The organism is Nocardioides sp. P4_G4 (genome assembly GCF_056401085.1).
On record NZ_JBFUKA010000025.1, the window covers coordinates 1 to 20,586 of the forward strand.

Genomic DNA, 20,586 nt, shown 5'->3' on the forward strand with positions numbered 1-20,586 from the left:
GACGACTGCGGGATGGTTCGGAGGTTGTACGAGGACGTCGGCAGCCACATCAGTGAGGACGCCGCACCTGGAGGCCGACTTGACGGTGCAACGCTTCCAGATGGAGATGCTGATTCTGAAGCAGGGTCTGAACTGGAAGATCCGCGGCCAGCGTCGCGCGGCATCCGTAATGAGCCTGCCCTCGATGCAGATCCCACGTCGCTCATAGCGACCGCCGGCGGCTACATCGACGGTGGCTGGCAGGAATTCAGGAGCTCCCGGTTCTCAAGGAAGCTCGATGGAACATGGGTGCTCAACAGCTACCCCGCGCAGGGTGTGCTCGCACTCCAGTTCATGGGCCGCAACTTCTCAGGATTCGCCGAGGTCTTCAAGGACGACATCGCGACGGTTCGTGTCGCTGCCAAGAGGCTCACCTTCGCCGTCGAGCTGGTCGATTGCAACGGCAACCAGCTTGTTGCTCTCGGTCCGAAGGGCCGGCTCCGCAACATCTTCAAGCATCTCGGCCATGCGATCTGACTGCGATGACGTAGCCATCATCGCCCTGGAGCCGACGTGCGCATTGGGCGCCGCCAGAAGTGGTGAGCCGCTTCACCCGACTGCCTCACTCATTCTGCCTACTTGTGTCAGTGCAACTTCCTAGACTTCCGTCGGAGACGGGGGAGACCGAGCGTGATGATCGAGCAAGCAGCCTGGGTGGGGCCGCCCAAATGCAATCTGTCGACCCCGTGGGGGACCGATGAGTGAGTCGACGTCCCGTAACACCGACGCCGATCCGCCACGCTTCCAGACTCGATCCGAGCGGGCAATGCGCTGGCGCGCTGATCGCGTGGTCGCGAAGTGGGAGAGCCGGGGTTGGGATCCAGTTTCTCGAAGTCACGGTCCGCTGCGAACAACGATGGTCTTTCGTCGCCAGAAGAAGGCGAAACGGCGCTGGATCCGGTTCTCGATTGCCGTAACCGTCATCTTGTTGCTTGTGCTTGGCGGATTCGCCTTGGTCAAGTTCGCGCCTTCCAAAGTGGCGCCAGCTGTCGACCAGTTTCCAGGAGTGACGCTCGATAGCGATAACGACGGACTTCCGGATCAGGCGGAGACTGAGGCGTGGCGGACGCAGGCAGGCATCGAATACCGCACGGACCCGAACGACCCGGACAGTGACGATGATGGTCTCACTGACGGCGACGAGGCCGGCCCGCGAGTCGAAGGTCTGGACGGCGCGAGAGCCTACGCGGGGAGGTCGGATCCCAACACGTCGGACACCGATACCGATGGCCTGTCCGACGGGGTCGAAACAGGCGACGTCGCCGCACTGGGGCCTGGCCCTTCGGTGGCGTTCGTGGTGTCCAATCCACAAATGGCTGACTCCGATGATGACGGGATCGGCGATGGCGACGAGTACTTCTTCGACATGGAGCCGTTGAGCGCTGATACCGACGACGACGGATTGCCCGACGGCAAAGAACTGGACTTTGGCTCCGATCCCACCTTGGCGAATCCTGACGAGGACAGCTATGACGACCTTGAGGAGTACGAGCGGCAGTCGAATCCGCTCTCGTACGACCTGACGGGCGACGAGCGCGTCGCGGCGGGCGAGGCTGGTCTGAAGTACGGCGATTGCGATGAGTGCGCACTGGACGCAGGACTCAGGGTCGAGCAAATTGAGTCCGCGGAGTATCTCGGCGGGCACATCGCGAGCGGGATCGTTGTCTATGGGGATTTCCGAGACCTTGCCCTCAACCTTTGGAAGCAGAAGTTCCTCGCAGCGGGTCTCGCAGCCTTGGCGTTGATTCCGTACGCCGGCGACGGGACCAAGGTGGCTTCACTGCTGACCACGTTCGCCAGGCGCGGTGATCGCGCAGAGCAGGCCGTCCGGGACGTCACCGAAAGACTGCCGTTGTCAGCATCGATCAAGAAGAAGGTCCTTGACGGACTACCCAGTCGAGTTGGCAAGCTCCCGCCTGAGCTCGCTGGCGGGCCGAAGAACTACGTGGTCTACAAGGGCACCGATTATGTCGGCATCACGAACGACTTTGAACGCAGGCTGGCACAACATGCGAGAGCCGGTCGATCCTTTGTTCCGCAGCCCATTCCGGGGGCCTCAGGCCTGTCGCGTGGCGAGGCTCGTGCTATCGAGCAGGCTTGCATCCTCCAGGGCGGGCTGGCGTCGGGTGGCGGATCACTCCAGAACAGGATCAACAGCATCGACCCCAAACTCGGGTACACGACAGCCGCGGTCGACTTTGGACTCGCCCGGCTCAAGAAGGTCGGGGGCACCTGCCCTGTAGTGGCGCTGCCCTGATCTCAAGAGGAGATGACGCAACCACGCACTGTCGGCTATCCCGTGCGTGACGTGCGCCCGTCCCACTTCCGTCGTCGAATCACGTGGATTGACCGATCGGGAACGTCGATGGGCCCGAGGTTGTCGTCAGACCGGTTGAGCACCCCATTGGTCAGCCGGGCCTCCGCACGCTCGTCCTCGCCGGCGGCTTTGTCGACGGCCACCAGATCGAGCTGAGCGATCTCCTCATAGGGCGCAGCGTCCGAAGCCGTCTCAGCGGCGAAGCGGGCCAGGTCCAGGTCGCCGGCGGTCAGCGCGTGGGTCGTGACTATGTGGGCGGTGTCGACGATCGCGCAGGACATGATGTGGTCCAGGCGTTCGCCCTCGAGGAGCCAGCTCCAGCCAGCCGGGCGAAGGTCGGTGAACGGTTCGCCGCTCACGAGTGTGAGTGCAGTCGTCAGGTCCTCGATCCCGGCCGCCCCGCGGCTTTGGCCGCGCGTGCGGAGGCGGCGGAACAGGTCCAGGTCGGACGCAACGCCGCGTACGACGTACTTTCCCTGCACGCCATCCGCGTGGGTTTGTCGGGCGTTAGGGAGGTGCGGTCTGCCGGTGCGTGGGTCCGGTCCGAGCCACCCGCGGACGATGCCCACGTCCTTTCGCGCCCGTTCTGGTTGGATCCCGAACGCCTCGCTGATTTCTTTGGCCGTGACCCCATTGGGGTGGAGCGTGAGAAACGCGAGGAGCTCGACGTAGAAGGGTCGCCGATGTGCCATCTTGCGGCTGTCGCCGAGGGTGCGGGCGCTGACTGGCCCGAGCAGGGTGAGCTTCGGCTCCATGAGCCGGGACGCCTGCCACCGGGCGACGTCCTCGTCTAGCTGGGGATCAGAGTCGAGCACCTTGCGCTCGGTCTCGGCGGTCACGACCGGTGCGAGTCGCTGCATGTCTTCGGTGACGGCCGCAGCGCGGGCCTCGTACAGGCCGGTGTCCTGGGGCAGTAGAGATCGCTCTCCCGCCGGGCCTTCCGCCGGCCGCGGTTGGGTCATCGCGTTCGTGAGAGCTCCGCCCGCATCGGCGAACTCAGTCGACTCGTCCGCTGGGGCAGGCGTGACGGTGGCGTCTCGGGTGATGTCGACGAGGGTCGCGCAGGCCCGCGCCTCCTCGCCGCTCAGGCCTGCCGCGGTCAGGTGCAATCCGAGGGTTTCGACGGTCACCTGTCCCGTTTCACTGACATGGAGATCTACTTCGCCGAGCGAGGCGTCGGCACCGATCGTGAGGATGGCGGCACCCGATCGGCCCCGGTAGCCGGTGACGATCTTGGCGACCTCGCGCAGTGCTTCCACGTCGGCGGCTTCGGCCGTGCTGATCAGTGCCCGGAACTGGTCCGGCTCGATGGTCGGGTCCTCCGCCTCGAGATCAGCGGTGAGGCGTTCGAGGAAGGCCGTGTCATCAGTTGCGTGATGGTGGAGGCGACTCGGATCGATGTCGGCCAGTTCGTCGCAGATCCCGAGGGTGTCGATCTCGACGAGCGCTGACCAGGGATTGAGAGCGAGCTCGGCTGCGATATGGCGGCCCAGCGCGGTCGTCTTCTCCAGTGACCCGGTGAGAGCGGAGGTATGAACCTCTTCGAGGTTGACCAGGACGAGGGCTCCGTCGGCGTCCATGCCGATGCTGACGAGCAGTGGATGTGGGGCTGCCGATCCGTGCTGGTCAGCGGGGACGTCGGCGAGGGCGATGCTCCAGGAGGTGCCGGTGCCTGCCCAGCGGCCGGGGAGTTCGGCCGGCGTGGCGAGTTCCACGCCCACTTCTGCGCTCCCGAGGGTGGCTGTGACGACGCGAGTGCCAGGTGTGCTCTCTCCGAGCTGACGGAGCGCTCGGTCCAGGACCTCGATCCGCGGTGCTGTGATCGAGCCGGACGCCTGAACGCTCTTCTCCATTGGCGTCAGCTCGCTGGGTGGGGGAACGATGACGTGGCCGGGGCGGCGGTAGCGCAGTTGGGTGCGCCGGTGCTGGCGGAGCACCAGCATCAGTGACCCTGCGAGGACGGCGCTGGCTCCGGCAAGTCCGGGTAGGACCCAGGCGGGGAGGTCCTCGTCGCTGCTCGGCTGCACGGACATCTCGGTCACGGCACTGTCCTCAGAGGAGTCCTCGTGCGTGACTTCGGGAGGCTCGGTCACCTCCGGCGGCCGCCTCGAGTCGGATTCGCCATGCTGCGTTCTCGCCCCTCGATGGGTGTGGTCCTCGGTGGGCAGGGTGAGGCGCCACCCGGGCCTGATCAGGTCGGGATCGGTGAGGTGGTCCCCGTCCGGCTGGACGGTCGCACGGGACGCATCGAAGATCTCGGGATGCCGATCCGCCTCTCCAAGCTGGGATTCGGCGATCTCGGAGAGCGTGTCGCCATGCTGGACGATGTACGCGTCTCCCCGGTCGCCCTCCGGGCGTTCGTCGGGAAGACGGAGCACGAGTCCGGGCGCGATGAAGTCGGGTTCGCCGTTCAACGCCTGCTCGTTGAGCGCCACGATCTCGCGGAAGCGTGTGCCATCGCCGAGGTGCTCCTGGGCGATCCGCCACAGGCTGTCGCCGCGTTTCACCGTGTACTGAATCGTCGGCCGCGGTTCTGGAGTTGCAGTGTGCGTCATCGCCGACGTTGCAGATGGTGGCTGGGCCGCGGTGGCGAGCGCGGCCACGGGTTGTACCGGCAGTGCGGCGGCAGCCGGCACATTCACCGACTCGGACGCGATGGGTGTGCTGATGAACAGGAGCGCCGCCACTGCGACAAGCCGTCCTGCCGCCAACTGCGGCAACGCGAGCCCGGGAAGGCGCACCGTGCGGACGCCTCGCACTCGGGCAACCAACTCCGCGATGAGCGAAACCAGCATGACGGCCCAGGCCACCCACGCGACGGCGCTGATGATGACCAATGCGAGCGTGCCGTCGTCGGGCGCCATGAGGCGATCCCAAGTCACGTCGCTGCGACCAGGTACGGCGTCGATCGCCAGCAGGACTGCTGGCGTGCCAACGGCGATCAGCAGGATTGCGAGGGACGCGATCAAACCCGCAAGTCGGGTCTTGAGGATGTTCATCGTTCGGTGCCTCCGAGACTTCTCACGAGTCGAGCCGATGCCTCGCCGCTCACTTTCAGGTTGCCGATCCCGAGCACGCCGAGGAAGCGCGGCTGGTAGGTGTCGGTGACGTGGACGGACAGCGTGGTGCCGCCGGTGATGGCCACGGTGCCGTCGGCATGTGCGGCGGACAGGTAGTCCTGAGCCGCGTTCTTGGCGGCGGCCGCGTCGATGCGGACGTAGTCGCCCTCGATGGCAGGCGCTGCCTGCACCTGTTCCCCGCCGGCTCGGGCTGCTTGCGCCGCGAGGTCGTGGGCTCGCTGTTGTGCGTGAACCTGGCCGCCGAGGTCGACGGCCAGGCCGACCATGAGGGTCATCCCGGCGCTGGCCGTGGCCATCCAGATGGTGATCGAGCCCCGCTCGTCGGGGCGCGTCATGAGGTGCGCTCTCGCCACGTGTCCAGCGGGCTGCTCATCGACTCCCGGAGGAGGCGGCTGCCTGGGAGGCCGGGGATGCTGAGGTCCGACAGTTTCAGGCGGCACTCGACGGTGACGTCGACCGTTGAATCGCGACCAACGGCACGGGTGAAGGCCTCGGTGTCCACCGTGACCCCTACGTGCATGCAGGGGAGTCCTTGGTTGGCGATGCTTGTCTCGGCCGCCTCACGAGCTGCCTCGGTGGCTGCAGACGCCGTGCGTGCCAAGGACGCGGAGCGCGCAGCGTCCGCCGCGGCGGACTCGAGGGCCTGGTGGGTGGTCGCCGTACGACCGCCGAGGATGATGAGGGCGATGAATAGGGCGAAGGCGGGCACACCGACGGCGACCTCCACGGAGGCCGAGCCGAGGTCGTTGCGGCCCGTCATGGCGACGTGAGCCGTTCTACGGGCACGCTGGCGCTCTGCTCGATCTTCGGTCGCCAACCTGGGATCACACTGAGCGCGTACCCGGTCACGACGACGGTCGCCCGTGTCGACGAGCGGTGGGCGGAGGTAGTCGAGGAGCCGAGTACGTCGTCCCCGCCCGCCTCGCGGACGAAGGCGGTGGCGGCCGAGATGCCCGTCGACTCCAGCCCGCCTTCGGCGCCGGCCACCCTGGCGCCTTCCTGGGCGGCGGCAATCGCCACGCTTCGGGCATGGTGATAGAGCGCGGCCTGCATCCCCACGAAGAGGACCGCGAACAGGGCAGGGAGCAGGATCACCAGCTCGATCGTCACCGAGCCTCGATCACCGCGCCTACTGGATGTTTCCGGCCTGCGTCGTGACATAGGCCCGTACCGCGGCGACGACGATTGCGACGATCGCGATCACGGCGACGGCCCAGAGCACGTGCTCGATCGTGACCGATCCACGCGCGCGTTGATCACGTCGTACGTCGAGCGCCAGCCGCACGGTGATCAGCAGCGTCAGAATCCGACTCATCGGTGCCTCCTCTCCATGGTTGTTGTCTGTCAGGTGTTGCCGAACATCCGAAGCAGCGAGGGCGCCACCAACAGCGCCATGAAGACCACACCCAGCAGGGAGCCGGGAATGGACATGCGCTCGCCTACGGCGTTCGCCTCGGCGAGCTCGTCGTTGAGCATTGCGGCGCGCATGGCGCTGGATCGGGCGCGCAGGGTGGCGTAGACCGAAGCGCCCTCCTCGCCCGAGAGCCGCATGATGTCGGCGAAGTCGTCCAGCTCGGGAAGGCCGAGTTCGTCGGACAACGCGTGGAGGGCGTCCCACGGGGGCAGGCCGGACCAACGGGATCGGGTGAGTTCCTCGCTGAGGCGGGTGAAGACCCAAGAGTCCCCGATCTCCGCCGATGCCTCCATTGCCTGTCGGGCACCGGAGCCACTGTTGCGCTCCAACGCGACCAGGTCGATGTAGGCGCCGAGCGCTCGCTGGAACTCCAGCCTCGCCTTCTTGGCGTCGTCAACGGCGTTGTAGTTGGGCAGGAAGAACATGACGGCCGCAAGGCCGACCGACGCGAGGACGGGCAGCGCGAACGGCAGCCCCAGACCGAGGAAATCGAAGAAGACGGCCAGCATGGGAACCAGCGCGAGGCCGAGGGCCGCAAAGGTGACCTTCTCGCCATAGAAGCGTGCGAGAGAGATCCGGAGCAGTGCGAGCTCGCGGTGCGGCGTACGGGTCCAAAGGCCCGACGGCAACACCCGCATCGCCCACACGCCGACGCGCTCTTGGCGTGTGGTCGGCATCGGACTCGTACCCACTGCGGAAGGCCGCGACGGGGCAAGGCGTCCGAGGGCATCCGCAAGGTCAGGTTGGGCGGGAATCAGGCGTGCGACTATGWGCGCGAGGCCAAGCCCCACCAACCCGCCCGCCAGCAGCACGACTTGGAGCCCTGTCGTCATGACGTCACCGACCGGACGCTCAGAAATCGGGGGAGTGGTTTGCCGATCGCCATCTGGCGCATCCACACCAGGGTGGCGACGTAGGCGGCAAGCAGCAGCAGCAGGATGATCTGCCCCAATGGAGTGGAGTAGGGCTCGACGTAATCGCCAGACACAGCGAGGATCGAGAGCGCCGACGCGCTGATCAGGGTCACCCAGCGGGCGGTAGCGCGGGGTTTGGCGCGGTCGGCCTCGACCTGACGCCTGGCTCGGACGTCGGCCGACACCGACTCGGCGAGGCCCTCCAAGACGCTGGCCAAGCCGGCGCCGCGACGTCGGGCGCCGAGGATCAGGTTCGCCGCGACCAGGTCGCCGGTCGAGTCGTCGAGTTCATCTGCGAAGGCGCGCAGCGCGTCCTCGGTCACCCATCGCGCCCGGAGCCGCGCCACCAACCTGTTGACCTCGCCCGCAATCGGTGCGGGGGTCGATCGCAGTGTCGCGACCAGGGCCTGCTCCAGGCCCACGCCGACCGTCAGCACTCCCGCAAGAGAGCGTGTCCACTCCTCCATGGCCTCAAGTCGCTGGATCCGTTCGGCCGCTGCGGGCGCGGTGAGCAGCATCGGCAATCCGACCGCCGCGATAGGACCGAGCACGAGGGCAAGCACCCACCCGGTGGCGACGTAGCCCGCAACGCCTGCGCCGATCCCGGCCAGCACGAGCAGGCGGGTGCGCCGGGAGCCCGTGACGCGAGCCCCCCGGCTCCGTTGGCGGGGTGGCGCTGCCGGCGTACGTCGGACTCCGGCCACGAGCGCAAAGAATCCCGCCACGATCAAGGCGCCCGCGAGTCCTGGGACGAGCGCGATCATGGGCTGACCGCCTGCCCCGACAGATATCCGCGCAGGTCGAAGCCGTGGACCGTGAGCGATTGGTAGTCGTCGGGCAGGACGCCGGGTGCCGCGACGCCGTCCGGGCCGGCATCGAAGACGTGAGTAGTGGCGAATCCCGTCTCCTTCTCGCCGGTGTCGATCGCCACGATCTCCGCGACCCGTCGGATCCTCTTCGAAGCGCCCGGACCGATCGTCGTGCGAAGGTCGAGATGAACGATCAGGTCAAGTGTGGCCGCGAGCTTGCTGGTCGCCAATGTCTGAGTGACGTGGGGGCCGGCCTCCATGGCGCAGGTGACCAGCTTGCGCACCGCGGCGACCGCGTCGGAGGCGTGGGTGGTGGAGATGGATCCGGTGCCGGACTCCATCGCCTTGATCATCGCCCAGATCTCCCGGCCACGGACCTCGCCCACGATCTGCCGGGAAAGGTTGAAGCGGAAGGAGTCGGTGAGCGCCTCGTCGAGGGTGAACTCGCCAGCCTGCCTGCCATCGAGCCCGCGCTCGCCCGACCCGGGCCGTGACTCCCAGGCGTGGACGATTTCGTGCCGTGGCAGCTGGTGCAGGTGCAGCTCGTACTCGGTCTCAAACGTGCCGAGCGCCTCGAGCGGGTCGATCTCCGCGCACAGGGCACGTACCAGCGTTGTCTTCCCAGCTCCCTGGCAGCCGGAGACCACGATCGACTTCCGGGCTCGCACGGCCGCACGCAGGAATGAAGCAGCGACGGGGGTGAGCATGTCGCGGGCCACGAGGTCGTCGAGAGTGACGTGCATCAACCGGTGACGTCGGATGACCACCGACGGACGGGGCGTGACCCACGCAGCGGCCGCAAGCCGGGCGCCACCGTCAAGCCGTATGTGCAGGCGCGGTTGCGCCGAGGAGAACGAGCGGGCGCTGACTTCGCTGCGCGAGGCGAGGAAGACGAGGAAGTCGACCAACTCCTCGTCGGAGTCGGCGACATCGGGTCCAGTCAGCAGGGTTCCGTCGATGAGCTCGAGGCGCACGTTGTCGTGTCCGGCGATGATGATGTTCTCCACCCGGTCGTCATCAACCAGGGGTTGTAGGCGTCCCAGCCGGAACAGGGAGTCGAAGACCGCTCGAGCCAGTGCGGCCTGCTCGGCGGCCGACCAGGCCGCAGTGCCAGAGTTCACCGCCTCGGCCATCGAGGACTCGATCAGGTCGAGCACGATGGCCCGCCCCAGTTCCTCCTGCGACGTCTTGTCCAGTCGTCCACGCTCCGCCGCGACTGCTTGGCTCAGGCGCTCGGAGGCTTGGGAGCGCAGGGTGGACACGAGACCCCAGTCGACCGAGTCCGTGAGGGACGCAGCCACGGCGACTTTGTCGTCGAGGGGTGCTGGCTTCTCCGCCGCGGGTGCCGGCGGTTGCGCGAACAGCGGCAGCGAGGCGAGGTCGCCGTACTCGACGTGAGCTCCGTTGGTCATGGCTGGCCGACCAGTTCGAACCGGCTGCGGGCCATGGCGGCTTGGCACGAGGCGACTGCGGCGCGGAGGGACCGAACCAAGGGGCCTGAGTCGTAGTTGCGCGGTGGCGCGGCTCCGCGGTGGAGGACCGCTGCGGCCTCAGGCACGTCGGCCAGGCTCGCGATCACAGGTAGGTCGAGGACCTTCGCCACTTCGCCGTGTCCATAGGGCTGGCCCTCGCCGATCAGCAGTGCAGCGGGCTGTCGCCACGCTCCGTCTCGCCGGACGACTTGGGCCCACCCGCGCGCCGCAGCTAGCGAGGGTAGCGTTGAGCGGATGACGAGCAGGGTCAGATCGGCGGCAGCGAGCAACGGCTCGGGTGACCCGATGAGACCGAGGCGGCCGGCGTCCACGATGACGTCCTGGCCCAAGTCGTCTAGGTCGGCCAACGCCTCGGCCAGTGGCGCCCAGAGTTGGCTGAGACCAGCTGCCTGTGCCGGGGACCGAGCCCCTGCGACGAACGACGCGCTGCTGTCATTGAGGGGTCGTACGACATCGCGGAGAGCGTCCGCGGGAGAGGCGGGGGAAAGCGCCAGCTCGATCAGCCCGGCGTCGTACTCCCGCGTGCCGCGGAAGTAGCCAGCCAGGACTCCGGAGCCGCCGGTGGGGTCGGCCTCGACCAAGAGCGCAGGGCGGGGCCAGGACAAGGCGAGCCCGACCGACGTGGTTGTGACGCCGGGGGAGCCCGAGGCGGAGGTGAGCGCGATGACTGCCATCACTGCTCTCCGGAGTCCAGGACCAAGGCCACGTTGCCGGTGGAGACCCGTGCGGCGAGCAGGGTCGCCTCTGCGCGGGGAACCAAGAGATCGACGACCAGGTCCCCGCTCAGTTCGTCGGTGCGGGTTCCCACCACCTCTGCGTCGTTGATGGCCGGTGAACTGCTCGGCGGATCGGCGCCTTCGCCCGGCGTGACGACGACTCGCACGATGTCCCCGTTCTGGAGCGGGAGCCCCGGCGACTGCGAAGGCGAGAGCGCGACCCCCACGACGGACATGCCGTCGGGCGGCAGCGGTTCGGCGGTGGTCGCCTCCTCGGTGAGCAGGCTCCCTGCCGCGATGTCGAGTGCCGCACGTTGGCCGATGAGTTCGTCGTAGGACGAGGCTGCCAAGGGAGTGAGGGCGGGGTCTGCATTGATCCGCACCCGTGCGAGGTCCTCACTGGTGATGACCGCGCCGCGGGGGATCGTGTCGCGAGCCGCCAACACCTCTTGGGTGTTCGTCGTGGAGGTCCAGGCCCACGCGGCGAGGAGCGCGCCCATGCAGACCGACGCGACGCCGGCTCCGATGAGCGCCGGGCGACGTCGCAGCTTGGGTGGCGGCGTCAGGGGAGGGGCGGCGGGCGTCGGCTCGGGGCCGGTCAACCTGTCGTCTCGCGTGATGCTGTGCGTCATCTTGTCGCCTCTCACGTCGCTCGCTCGCTATTGCACGAGCACCTGCGCTTCTCCGACCGAGATCCGCGCTGTACGGGTCAGCCCGTTCAGCCGGACGGTCCCGGTCTGTCCTGCTCCCGACCACGACACGACCCAGTCCGAGGTCGCGGTGACGGTGAACATGTCGTCGTTCTCGCCTGCACTGGACTTCACATAGGTGTGCCCGCAGTCCGGGGACGCCTGCATGCCGAACGAGGGCTTGTACGGCGTTCCCGGGGTCCGGCAGACGACGGTTGTGCCGTCGCCCATCAACCAGGACACCTTGTGCAGCTTCGCCGTGGCGGTCACCGTGATGCCGCCGGCGCTCGCCGTGGCCGTGGTCGGACCCACGGTCTGGGCGTCCGGCTGGTCGGCCCACATCCAGACGGGCATCCCGATGATGCCGATGCTGTCCTCACCGGGCTTGGGTGTGATCCCGATCCGGATCGCCTCGAGGTCCATCGAGGCGATCGCTTGCTGAGCGACCACGCGTGGCGTCGGACCCTCTCCGGCTCGATCGGGCTGGTTCGCCGACCAGAGGGTGAGGACGATGCCCGTCTGTGGTTGGTAGCAGAGGTAGACCGCGCCATCGCTCGGCTCGTGGCCCTGCCACGCCTCGTCACCGGCAGGCGGCTGCGGATCCATCATCTGGACGTAGCAGTTAAGCGTGTTGGACCAGTAGCCGCTGTCGGACTCGCACGGCACCGGCCCGGCCGGTGGCTGTGACAGGCCCTGTTTGGCGGGATCCCAGTAGCAGGCCTCGCCGGCCCCGGAGTCCTTCGGTTCCTCCTCGTCAGGAGCGCCGGCTGTCCCCGGGTGGCCCGGCACCTCGACCCACACCAGGCAGATGCCAGTCAGCTCGTCGGTCTGGCCACACTCGGTGTCGGCCTGAGCAGACCCGGGGCACAGGAATGTGAGCATGGCAACAACCGCGAGGACAGCGGTCACGCGGCCGAGCATGGCGCCTTCTCCAGGTCCCTGCCGCTCACCACACGCCACCCGTCGTCCGGGCTCGTCTTCCACTGGTGGTTCGCAACCGTGTAGCGAGTCCAGCCGCGATCTGGTCGCTCCGGACTGACGATCGATCGACCGTCGCGATCGAGTACGTCGACGGCACTGACGTCCCAGCAGACGTCGAGTTGAACCGTGGGGATCTGGCCCTGCCCAGAACTGTTCAGGTTGACGGACTGCACCACCACGACGACAACTTGCGCGCCGCCCGCTTGACGATTGCCAGCCTTGCGTTGGTTTCGCGTGAAGATCGTCTGCGCCTCCAGTTGCCCGCCGTTTGCGACAGTTCTCAATTGACTGAGCGGCTGCGTCGGATCCTGGCGCAGGCGATCGACCGTCGCGTAGTAGCCGCGCATGAGTTGGCTGGCAGCCTGCTCGGCCATCTCCGAATCCGACGGCGGCTCACTCGCCGGCGTACCGGTTGATGGCGTCGAATCGGTTGTCGGCTCGGGTGGCGACGTCGTCCTCGCGGGGTCCTCGCTGCAGCCGGCGAGCACGCCGAGCAGGAGTGCGGCGGAAGCCGTCGTGACCCTCCGTGAATGCGCCATGCCCGAGACCCGTTCTGTCCTGTGCGCCCGAGGCTCCAGTGAACTTCCATGACGAAGACCGATTCCAGCCGCCGTCCGTTCTCCATTACGACACTTCTCACGCCTCTGCGCAATGCCCGCCTGCCAGGCCATCGCTCCTCCTCAGCTCGTCCTCCCTCACGAGGTACGCCACCTCTGCCGCCGCCCTCATCCTCGATACCTCCCTTCTCGTCTTCACACGCGTTGCAGATCGAGGGGTCTGTGGAGAAGGCCGCGCACCTGTGGCCTGTGGAAGGGAAACGGTCGTGACGGTCTCGATGCGCCGGATGACAGCTGGCTCGGGCTACAGGTACCTGCTGCGCAGCGTCGTCGTGGGCGATGGCAACCGCGCACCGTCGACTCCGCTGACGCGCTACTACTCCGAGGTCGGCACCCCTCCCGGACGGTGGATGGGGTCGGGCGTACGGCGCCTCGGTGGCGGGAAGTTGGCGCCGGGGATGGAGGTCTCGGAGGCACAGTTGGCGCTGCTGATCGGGATGGGCCGCGACCCAGTCACGGGGGACCAACTGGGCCGCGGGTACCCGACCTACATGCGCCCTGCGGAGCGGATCTCCGCGCGCGTCGGTGCGCTCGATCCCGAGATGACGGCAGACGATTGCGCAGCGGCGAGCGTGCGCATCGAGGCCGAGGAGGCCGTAGCCGGGATGCGGCACGCGGTTGCTGGTTTTGACCTCACCTTCAGCGTCCCCAAGTCGGTCTCGGTTCTCTGGGGTTTGGCGGATGCCGTGACTCAGGAGCGGGTCGTCGAGGCTCACCACGAAGCTGTCGCCGACGTGCTCGACTACTTCGAGCGTGAGGTGGCAGCCACCCGGGCCGGTGTCGCGGACCGCGATGGCGCCGTGGCGCAGGTGGGAGTGGCAGGAGTCGCAGCCGTGGCCTACGACCACTACGACTCCCGTGCTGGCGACCCTCAACTCCACACCCACCTGGTCGTCTCGAACAAGGTGCTCGCGCTTCTGGACGGTCGCTGGCGCAGTCTCGACGGCCGACCGGTCTTCGCATCGGTGACGGGCCTGTCGGCGCACTACAACGCGCTACTGGCCGACCGACTCACCCGAGAACTCGGCATCGAGTGGGAACAACGTGCTCGCGGCGCTGATCGCAACGCCCAGTGGGAAATCGCCGGCGTGGGCGAGGAGCTGATCAGGGAGTTCTCCAGCCGCACCCGAGAGATCGACCTCGAGAAGGATCGACTCATCTCCGAGTACGTCGCTGCTCAGGGACGGATGCCCTCGGAGAAGACGATCGTCGAGCTGCGCGCTCGGGCCACGCTCGCGACCCGCCCGCCGAAGGAGACTCGATCTCTCTTCGATCTCACGGTGGAGTGGCGTCGACGTGGCTCCGACCGGCTCCGGGGTGACGCGAATGCATGGACCGCCACCATCGTCGCCCGCAACGGCGCCGGCCCACTCAAGGTGACCGATGTCCCGCTCGCGGCCATAGAGGCGCTCGGTGCAGATGTCGTCCGGGCAGTGAGCGTCAAGCGCTCGACCTGGACCCATTGGAACCTGCTGGCGGAGGCATCGCGGCAGACGATGGACCTGCGCTTTGCCAGTTCGACGGATCGCGAGGCTGCCGTGGGCATGATCCTCGATGCGGCCCAGCAGCAGTCGATCTCCCTCACTCCGCCAGATCTCGCCATCAGCCCGGCAGCATTTCGTCGGGAGGACGGAACCAGCGTGTTCCGCCCCAGGCACTCGGTGAAGTACTCCTCGACCGCGGTTCTCGAGGCCGAGGCACGCATGCTCGACCGAGCCAACCGGACATCCTCGCCGAGGGTCCGCGTCGAGGTGCTGAGCCGGGTGCTTCGTCGCACCAGGCAGCGACTCAGCCCACAGCAGGCACAGGCGCTCGCGAGCATCACCACGTCCGGCCGTCAGGTCGACGTGTTGGTGGGACCGGCCGGAACTGGAAAGACGACGACCATGCGAGCGCTGCGCGCRGCGTGGATGCTCGAGCATGGGCGGGGGAGTGTCGTCGGGCTGGCTCCTTCTGCCACGGCCGCACAGGCGCTTTCCGACGACCTCGGAATCGCCTGTGACAACACGGCGAAGTGGCTACACGAGTTCGACCGCGGCCGCGTGGAACTGCGGGCCGGGGAGCTTGTCATCGTCGACGAGGCAACCCTCGCCGGCACGACGACCCTGGACCGCATCAGCGGCGTGGCCGCAGTCGCGGGGGCCAAGGTCCTGCTGGTCGGCGATCCGTTCCAGCTCCAGTCCGTCGATGCCGGCGGAGTGTTCGCGCTGCTCGTAGACCGCCGCACCGATGCTCCCGAGCTGACCGAGATCCATCGCTTCCGCAACGAGTGGGAAAAGGTGGCCTCGCTCGGCCTGCGCGGTGGCGAAGTCGAGGTGATCTCCACCTACGCCCGCGAGGACCGGATCCGCGAGGGCGACACCGACCAGATGCTCGACGCCGCGTACGAGGCATGGCGGACAGACGTGCTCGCTGGCAAGGGGAGCGTGCTCGTGACCGAGTCCTCTCAGGCGGTACGAGCGCTGAACGATCGCGCCCGAGCCGAGCGCCTCGTTCTGGACGGCGCCGACGACGGGCGGGAGGCTCACTTGGGCGATGGCATGCGCGCTTCGGTCGGCGATGTCGTCATCACTCGCCGCAACGACCGCACCATCCGGACCACGTCATCAGGCTGGGTCAAGAACGGCGACCGGTGGCGCATCGTCGACATCCGCAGGGACGGTTCGGTTGTCGCCGCCCGACTCGACGCGCGACGCCGGGGGAGCGCCGTACTGCCTCCGGAATACGTCGCCCAGCACATCGACCTCGGGTACGCCATCACCGCGCACCGTGCTCAGGGCGTCACCGTCGACACGTCGCACGTGGTCGTCAGTGCCTCGACTACTCGCGAGAACTTGTACGTATCGATGAGTCGCGGCCGCGACTCCAACATCGCATACGTCGCCCTCGACCAGCCGGACGACAGCCACTCGACTCCGGAGCCCGAGAACGTCAGCGCCCGGACGGTTCTCTACGGCGTGCTACAGCACAGCGGCGCGAGCCTGTCGGCGCACCAGACGATGGAGGCCGAATACGAGATGCATGGCGGGATCGACCGACTCGCGGCGGAGCTGGAGACCATCGCCGCCGAGGCGCAACGCGACCGGTTCGTCGAGCTGTTGGGAAGTTCGGGGCTGACCGACGAGCAACTCGGTGCGGTGGTCGCGTCCAACGCCTTCGGTCCACTCACGGTTGCGCTGCGTCGGGCCGAGGCACACCACCACGATCTGGAGAGCCTCGTTCCGCGGATCGTGGCGCAGCACGCTCTGGACGATGCCAACGACGTCGCCGCGGTGCTCCAGTACCGGCTGGAGAATGCGGTATCCGCTCCACCCCGCGGCTCCCAACTGCGCCCGCGCCTCATCGCGGGATTGATCCCCGAACCACTCGGGGCGATGAGAGACGAAAATCGTCAGTCGATCGCAGAGCGAAAACGGCTCATCGAATCGCGGGCACGGGCCCTGGCGGCAGTAGCGGCAAGGACAGGCGAGTCTTGGGTGCGACGGCTTGGCGCGCCGCCAAGCACAGTGGCTGGGCGTGAGGCCTGGCTCGCCGCGGCCAGCACCGTTGCCGCGTACCGCGATCGCTACCAAATCACGTCGGATCTGCCTGCGGGTCGAGGACAGACTGGTGACGCGCAGGGAGCAGACCGGGTGCGCGCGATGCGTGCCGCCAAGGAGGCATCGAGCATTGCGTCAGCCGAGAACGTGCAGCCTCGCTCGACATCCGTCCGAATCGATGCCATCTCAGCGCCATAGGACTGTGCGCCGGGCGGTTGTCCACAGTGAGCTCGAGAGGTTTCGTGTGGCCCTGCCGGCTGCCGTATGACGAGACATGCCGTTCGACACCCTGGAGGCGGACAATGCTTTATCTGCTGATCGTGCCCGTCCTACTGGCTGTTGCCACCGCTCACAAACTGCTTGCGCTCTACGCGCCCTCGAACGTGTTGATCGCCCGGGCGCGGATGACGCAGCCGCGTTGGCGGAACGCGTCGCTGTTGGCAGCCTTCGCGATGGCCGCGCTCGTGTTGATGCACCTCCTGACCGTGGCCGTTTCGGATGGCGCGTGCGGCGGGCTGAATCTCGTCGTCCTGGTCTTGGCATGGGACTCGATCAAGTTCGGGCTGGCGGCAGCAGTCGTGGCCACCAAGTGTTTGGCATCCGTCCGGCCAGTGCGAAGGTACTTCACTGGTGGGGGACGTCGATGAAGTCGGGGCTCGTCAGTCGCGACTCCGAAGGCCGTGCGAAGGACGTATCGTTCGCGTCGTCCAACATGCCCACGGGCGGCGATCCGGTACTCCGCGCGGAAGCTCGAGCACGAACGCGTGTTCGACACGCGCCGAAATGCCCGACGCTCGGAAGCCCGTCGAATACCGTGACGATCGCCAGGTCGAATCGACCTGGGGACACGACTCCCTGAGGACGACACGCATGGCCACCAAGAAGCCAGACTTCACCTTCATCGACCTCTTCGCCGGTATCGGCGGCATCCGTCGCGCCTTCGAGGGCAAAGAGGGCATCGGCGGCAAGTGCGTCATGACTTCGGAGTGGAACAAGTACGCGCGTCAGACCTACGAGGCCAACTTCCTCGACCACGACGACCACGTGTTCAACGGCGACATCACCGAGATCGACGAACGCGAGGTCCCCGACCACGATCTCCTGCTCGGCGGATTTCCCTGCCAGCCGTTCTCGATCGCCGGCGTGTCGAAGAAGAACGCCCTCGGCCGCGCTCACGGCTTCGATGACCCCACTCAGGGGACCCTGTTCTTCGACATCAAGCGCATCATCGACGAGAAGCGCCCCGCGGCGTTCATGCTCGAGAACGTCAAGAACCTCAAGTCCCACGACCGCGGACGCACCTTCGAGGTCATCAAGACGGTGCTGCAAGACGAGCTGGGCTACCAAGTGCAGACGCGTGTCGTGAACGGCAGGAACTTCACGCCGCAGAACCGTGAGCGCATCCTCATCGTCGGGTTCCGTGAGGAGAACGACTTCGACATCGACGCCATGGAGCTCCCCGAGCCCCACAGGACGATCGAGTCGGTCCTGCACCGGAAGGGCGAGACGCCACTCCCTCATGATGCGGGTCGCTACTTCGACCACCGCAAGGGCAAGGTGCTCGACAAGTACACGCTCACCGAGAACCTCTGGAACTACCTCCAGGGCTACGCGGACAAGCACAAGTCCGCGGGCAACGGCTTCGGCTTCGGTCTCGTGAAGGCCGGCATGACGACCCGCACCCTCTCCGCGCGCTACTACAAGGACGGCTCGGAGATCCTGATCGAGCAGCCAGGCAACCGGCCGCGGCGGCTCACCCCGCGAGAGTGTGCCCGGCTGATGGGGTTCGGCGACGACTTCKTGATCCCGGTGAGCGACACCCAGGCCTACAAGCAGTTCGGCAACTCGGTCGTTGTCCCCGCCATCCACGCGATGGCCAGGCACATGCAGCCGTACATCGAGAAGGCATTGGTCGCTGAACGCGAGGCGGCGCACGAGTCTGCATGATCTGATGTCCCCCGACCCAAGGGGACACGCGTGGACGGACGGCTTGGCGAGCACTTCTCCAACGTCGCAGCAAAGCGCCTCGCTGCTGTGGAGGTTGCCGCGGCGAAGGTGTCAAGGCAGCACGAGTTCAACGCGGAGCGATCCGTCGTCGACATGCTCGGCGACGAAGACAAGAAGTGCGACTGCACCTACTTCTATTTCGGCGAGGACGCAGACGAGACCCTTCGGGACGAGGACCTGACGCTCTCGTACTACGACTCACGACGAGGCGTCGGCCACCGGGCGGCCGAGTACCGCATGTACTACCCGGCGGGCTCGAACGCGATGCGGGCTGCGTGGGAGGGCGACTGGTTGTGGATCGCCCAGCGTCGCGACGGACGCCTCGTGGCGATCGTGGCCCGTGACGGGTCAGAGGTCGCGGCCCGCCTCGACAGGCTCTTCGCGACGAACCTCCGCGAACGCGAGATGCCGTCTGGTGACAACCCGTTCGACATCTTCGACGTCGACGACGCGCAGGACGAGAACCTCGACATGGCCGACGCGGACATCCGGCTGGCGCTCGGAATCACCCCGCGCAGCCACAACACCCAGCACCTGGACGCGATGGTGGCCAAGTTCGGTGGAACGTTTCCCCTCCCGGACACCAAGCGTTTCACCGCGCTCACGCGCTCCGTGTGCGAGGGCATCGACCCCGTTGGAGATCCAGACGGAACCCTGTTCGAGTGGTTCGCAACGACGAACGACCTGTTCTTCCTCTACGAGCGCCACGTCCTCCAGCCGGTTGTGGACGGCGAGTTCGCCAACCGAGAGCACATCGACATCGACAAGTTCTTCGAGCTCGCGACGAAGTTCAAGAACGGGCGGTTCTCGCGCGCGGGCCTCTCCTTCGAGCATCACATCGACGCCCTGCTGAGGGCCAACGACATCCGCTACGCCCGTCCCAAGACGATGAAGGACGGCTCCAAGCTCGACTACCTGCTGCCGGCCCTCGACGCGTATGGCGATGCCGACGTGCCCGACGAGTCCTCACGTTCCTTGCGGCCAAGACGACAACCAAGGAGCGGTGGCGCCAAGTCGTGACGGAGGCGACCCGCATCGACGTGCGGCATGTCATCACCATGGACCCGGGCCTCGTGCCCGACACCCTTGCGGCCATGGCGGAAAACGACGTCATACCCGTCATCCCCCAACCGATCATCGACACATACCCCGAGTCGATGCGCGGATCGATGATGAACGTCGCCGACTTGATCACCCTGGTGAGGGAACGCGAGGCAGAGGCCGTGCGGCTAGGGCACGTGGCCCCCCTCGTCTGAGATTCGCGTGACGATCTCAGCCACGACAGCGACCACCGGCTCATGCTCCCAGAACCTGAGAGCCGTCCAGCCAGCCTCCTCCAAGATGCGTGTCGTCTCGGCGTCCCGCGCGGCATTGCCCGCGATCTTCGCGGCCCAGAACCCGGTGCGCGTCTTCGGCTCGACGTAGTGCTCGGGGCAGCCGTGCCAAAAGCAGCCGTCGATGAAGACAGCCACTCGCTGCTTGGTGAACACGACGTCGGCAGTGCGGCGTAGACCGGGCAAGGGGGCGTAGTTGACGCGGTACCGTTTGCCGAGGCGGTGCAGCTCCCCGCGTACCAGTAGTTCGGGCTTGGTATCCCGCCCGCGAGTTCGAGAGAATCGGGCCGACACCGACGGGTTGACAGGGGGCTCCGTCACGACGGCTCGATGTCTCCGTGCCCGCACAGCAACCAGATCCCGTCGCCGAACAACACCTCCACCACACGCGTGTTCAACTCCCGGATCGCGAAGACCGGATTCCCGTCTCGCTTCACTGACGCACCGTCTCGAGCCGAGATGGTATGGAAGACGCCGACAGGTCGACCGTCGATCGACGCCAGACGGCGAGGCGACGTGGGCATGGACCAGACGCTACCTCYACGCTACGCCCCTTCCCTGCTTCCGGACATGACGAGCTCTGATTCCGGGCCAGAGATCGATGCCGATCGGTAGGTTCCTCGCACGAGTGTCGGTG

19 protein-coding genes and 1 pseudogene are annotated in these 20,586 nt (G+C 67.0%); 6 read left to right on the top strand and 14 right to left on the bottom strand.

Going from position 1 to position 20,586, the window contains the following annotated elements:
* Together AC1DQF_RS07795 and AC1DQF_RS07800 are read left to right on the top strand one after the other, a co-directional pair.
* On the top strand, positions 1–516 hold a 516-nt coding region (locus tag AC1DQF_RS07795; RefSeq protein ID WP_477524646.1), incomplete at its 5' end, for a hypothetical protein.
* Positions 517–736: 220 nt separating this feature from the next.
* Complete coding sequence (locus AC1DQF_RS07800; RefSeq protein ID WP_477524647.1) at positions 737–2,296, top strand: hypothetical protein; 1,560 nt, start codon at positions 737–739, stop codon at positions 2,294–2,296.
* A gap of 35 nt (positions 2,297–2,331) precedes the next feature.
* On the opposite strand, the gene AC1DQF_RS07805 is transcribed toward AC1DQF_RS07800, so the two are convergent.
* The 12 genes from AC1DQF_RS07805 to AC1DQF_RS07860 form a co-directional block, all read right to left on the bottom strand.
* The gene (locus tag AC1DQF_RS07805) at positions 2,332–5,355 is read right to left on the bottom strand and encodes a LysM peptidoglycan-binding domain-containing protein (RefSeq protein ID WP_477524648.1); all 3,024 of its coding nucleotides are present in this window, start codon (positions 5,353–5,355) and stop codon (positions 2,332–2,334) included.
* Positions 5,352–5,771, bottom strand: a complete 420-nt coding sequence (locus AC1DQF_RS07810; protein ID WP_477524649.1) for a pilus assembly protein TadG-related protein — start codon at positions 5,769–5,771, stop codon at positions 5,352–5,354. The genes AC1DQF_RS07805 and AC1DQF_RS07810 overlap by 4 nt, the downstream gene beginning before the upstream one ends.
* Positions 5,768–6,196 (bottom strand): TadE/TadG family type IV pilus assembly protein, encoded by a 429-nt coding sequence (locus AC1DQF_RS07815; protein ID WP_477524650.1) that lies wholly within the window; start codon positions 6,194–6,196, stop codon positions 5,768–5,770. The genes AC1DQF_RS07810 and AC1DQF_RS07815 overlap by 4 nt, the downstream gene beginning before the upstream one ends.
* The gene (locus AC1DQF_RS07820) at positions 6,193–6,546 is read right to left on the bottom strand and encodes a TadE family protein (protein WP_477524651.1); all 354 of its coding nucleotides are present in this window, start codon (positions 6,544–6,546) and stop codon (positions 6,193–6,195) included. Before AC1DQF_RS07820 ends, AC1DQF_RS07815 begins: the two co-directional genes overlap by 4 nt.
* 19 nt (positions 6,547–6,565) lie before the next feature.
* Positions 6,566–6,751: a hypothetical protein gene (locus tag AC1DQF_RS07825; protein WP_477524652.1), complete on the bottom strand. Its 186-nt coding sequence runs from the start codon at positions 6,749–6,751 to the stop codon at positions 6,566–6,568.
* Between the two features lie 29 nt (positions 6,752–6,780).
* A complete protein-coding gene (locus AC1DQF_RS07830) occupies positions 6,781–7,527 on the bottom strand; it encodes a type II secretion system F family protein (protein ID WP_477524653.1) in 747 nt (248 codons plus the stop codon).
* Positions 7,528–7,679: 152 nt separating this feature from the next.
* Positions 7,680–8,528: a type II secretion system F family protein gene (locus AC1DQF_RS07835; RefSeq protein WP_477524654.1), complete on the bottom strand. Its 849-nt coding sequence runs from the start codon at positions 8,526–8,528 to the stop codon at positions 7,680–7,682.
* Complete coding sequence (locus AC1DQF_RS07840) at positions 8,525–9,835, bottom strand: CpaF family protein (RefSeq protein ID WP_477524655.1); 1,311 nt, start codon at positions 9,833–9,835, stop codon at positions 8,525–8,527. The genes AC1DQF_RS07835 and AC1DQF_RS07840 overlap by 4 nt, the downstream gene beginning before the upstream one ends.
* 146 nt (positions 9,836–9,981) lie before the next feature.
* Positions 9,982–10,740, bottom strand: coding sequence for a P-loop NTPase family protein (locus AC1DQF_RS07845; RefSeq protein WP_477524656.1), 759 nt, complete (start codon positions 10,738–10,740; stop codon positions 9,982–9,984).
* Positions 10,740–11,282 (bottom strand): SAF domain-containing protein, encoded by a 543-nt coding sequence (locus tag AC1DQF_RS07850; protein ID WP_477524657.1) that lies wholly within the window; start codon positions 11,280–11,282, stop codon positions 10,740–10,742. Before AC1DQF_RS07850 ends, AC1DQF_RS07845 begins: the two co-directional genes overlap by 1 nt.
* A gap of 159 nt (positions 11,283–11,441) precedes the next feature.
* Positions 11,442–12,380 carry a hypothetical protein gene (locus AC1DQF_RS07855; RefSeq protein WP_477524658.1) on the bottom strand — a complete coding sequence of 313 codons (939 nt, stop codon included), beginning with the start codon at positions 12,378–12,380 and terminating at the stop codon, positions 11,442–11,444.
* Positions 12,377–12,826 carry a hypothetical protein gene (locus AC1DQF_RS07860; protein ID WP_477524659.1) on the bottom strand — a complete coding sequence of 150 codons (450 nt, stop codon included), beginning with the start codon at positions 12,824–12,826 and terminating at the stop codon, positions 12,377–12,379. The genes AC1DQF_RS07855 and AC1DQF_RS07860 overlap by 4 nt, the downstream gene beginning before the upstream one ends.
* Positions 12,827–13,275: 449 nt before the next feature.
* Between AC1DQF_RS07860 and mobF the strand changes: the two genes are divergently transcribed.
* From mobF to AC1DQF_RS07880, 4 genes and pseudogenes are all read left to right on the top strand, one after another.
* Positions 13,276–16,806 (top strand): MobF family relaxase, encoded by a 3,531-nt coding sequence (mobF, locus tag AC1DQF_RS07865; RefSeq protein WP_477524660.1) that lies wholly within the window; start codon positions 13,276–13,278, stop codon positions 16,804–16,806.
* 104 nt (positions 16,807–16,910) lie between these two features.
* The gene (locus tag AC1DQF_RS07870; RefSeq protein ID WP_477524661.1) at positions 16,911–17,255 is read left to right on the top strand and encodes a hypothetical protein; all 345 of its coding nucleotides are present in this window, start codon (positions 16,911–16,913) and stop codon (positions 17,253–17,255) included.
* Positions 17,256–17,478: 223 nt separating this feature from the next.
* Entirely contained in the window at positions 17,479–18,555 is a 1,077-nt protein-coding gene (gene dcm, locus AC1DQF_RS07875) for a DNA (cytosine-5-)-methyltransferase (protein WP_477524662.1), read from the top strand.
* Between the two features lie 603 nt (positions 18,556–19,158).
* Positions 19,159–19,871 (top strand): annotated as a pseudogene (locus AC1DQF_RS07880) (type II restriction endonuclease).
* Here the strand turns inward: AC1DQF_RS07880 and AC1DQF_RS07885 are convergent.
* Both AC1DQF_RS07885 and AC1DQF_RS07890 read right to left on the bottom strand, forming a co-directional pair.
* Positions 19,845–20,297 carry a very short patch repair endonuclease gene (locus AC1DQF_RS07885; protein ID WP_477524663.1) on the bottom strand — a complete coding sequence of 151 codons (453 nt, stop codon included), beginning with the start codon at positions 20,295–20,297 and terminating at the stop codon, positions 19,845–19,847. The pseudogene AC1DQF_RS07880 and the gene AC1DQF_RS07885 overlap by 27 nt on opposite strands.
* Positions 20,267–20,473 carry a hypothetical protein gene (locus AC1DQF_RS07890; RefSeq protein ID WP_477524676.1) on the bottom strand — a complete coding sequence of 69 codons (207 nt, stop codon included), beginning with the start codon at positions 20,471–20,473 and terminating at the stop codon, positions 20,267–20,269. The genes AC1DQF_RS07885 and AC1DQF_RS07890 overlap by 31 nt, the downstream gene beginning before the upstream one ends.
* Positions 20,474–20,586: the final 113 nt, after the last annotated feature.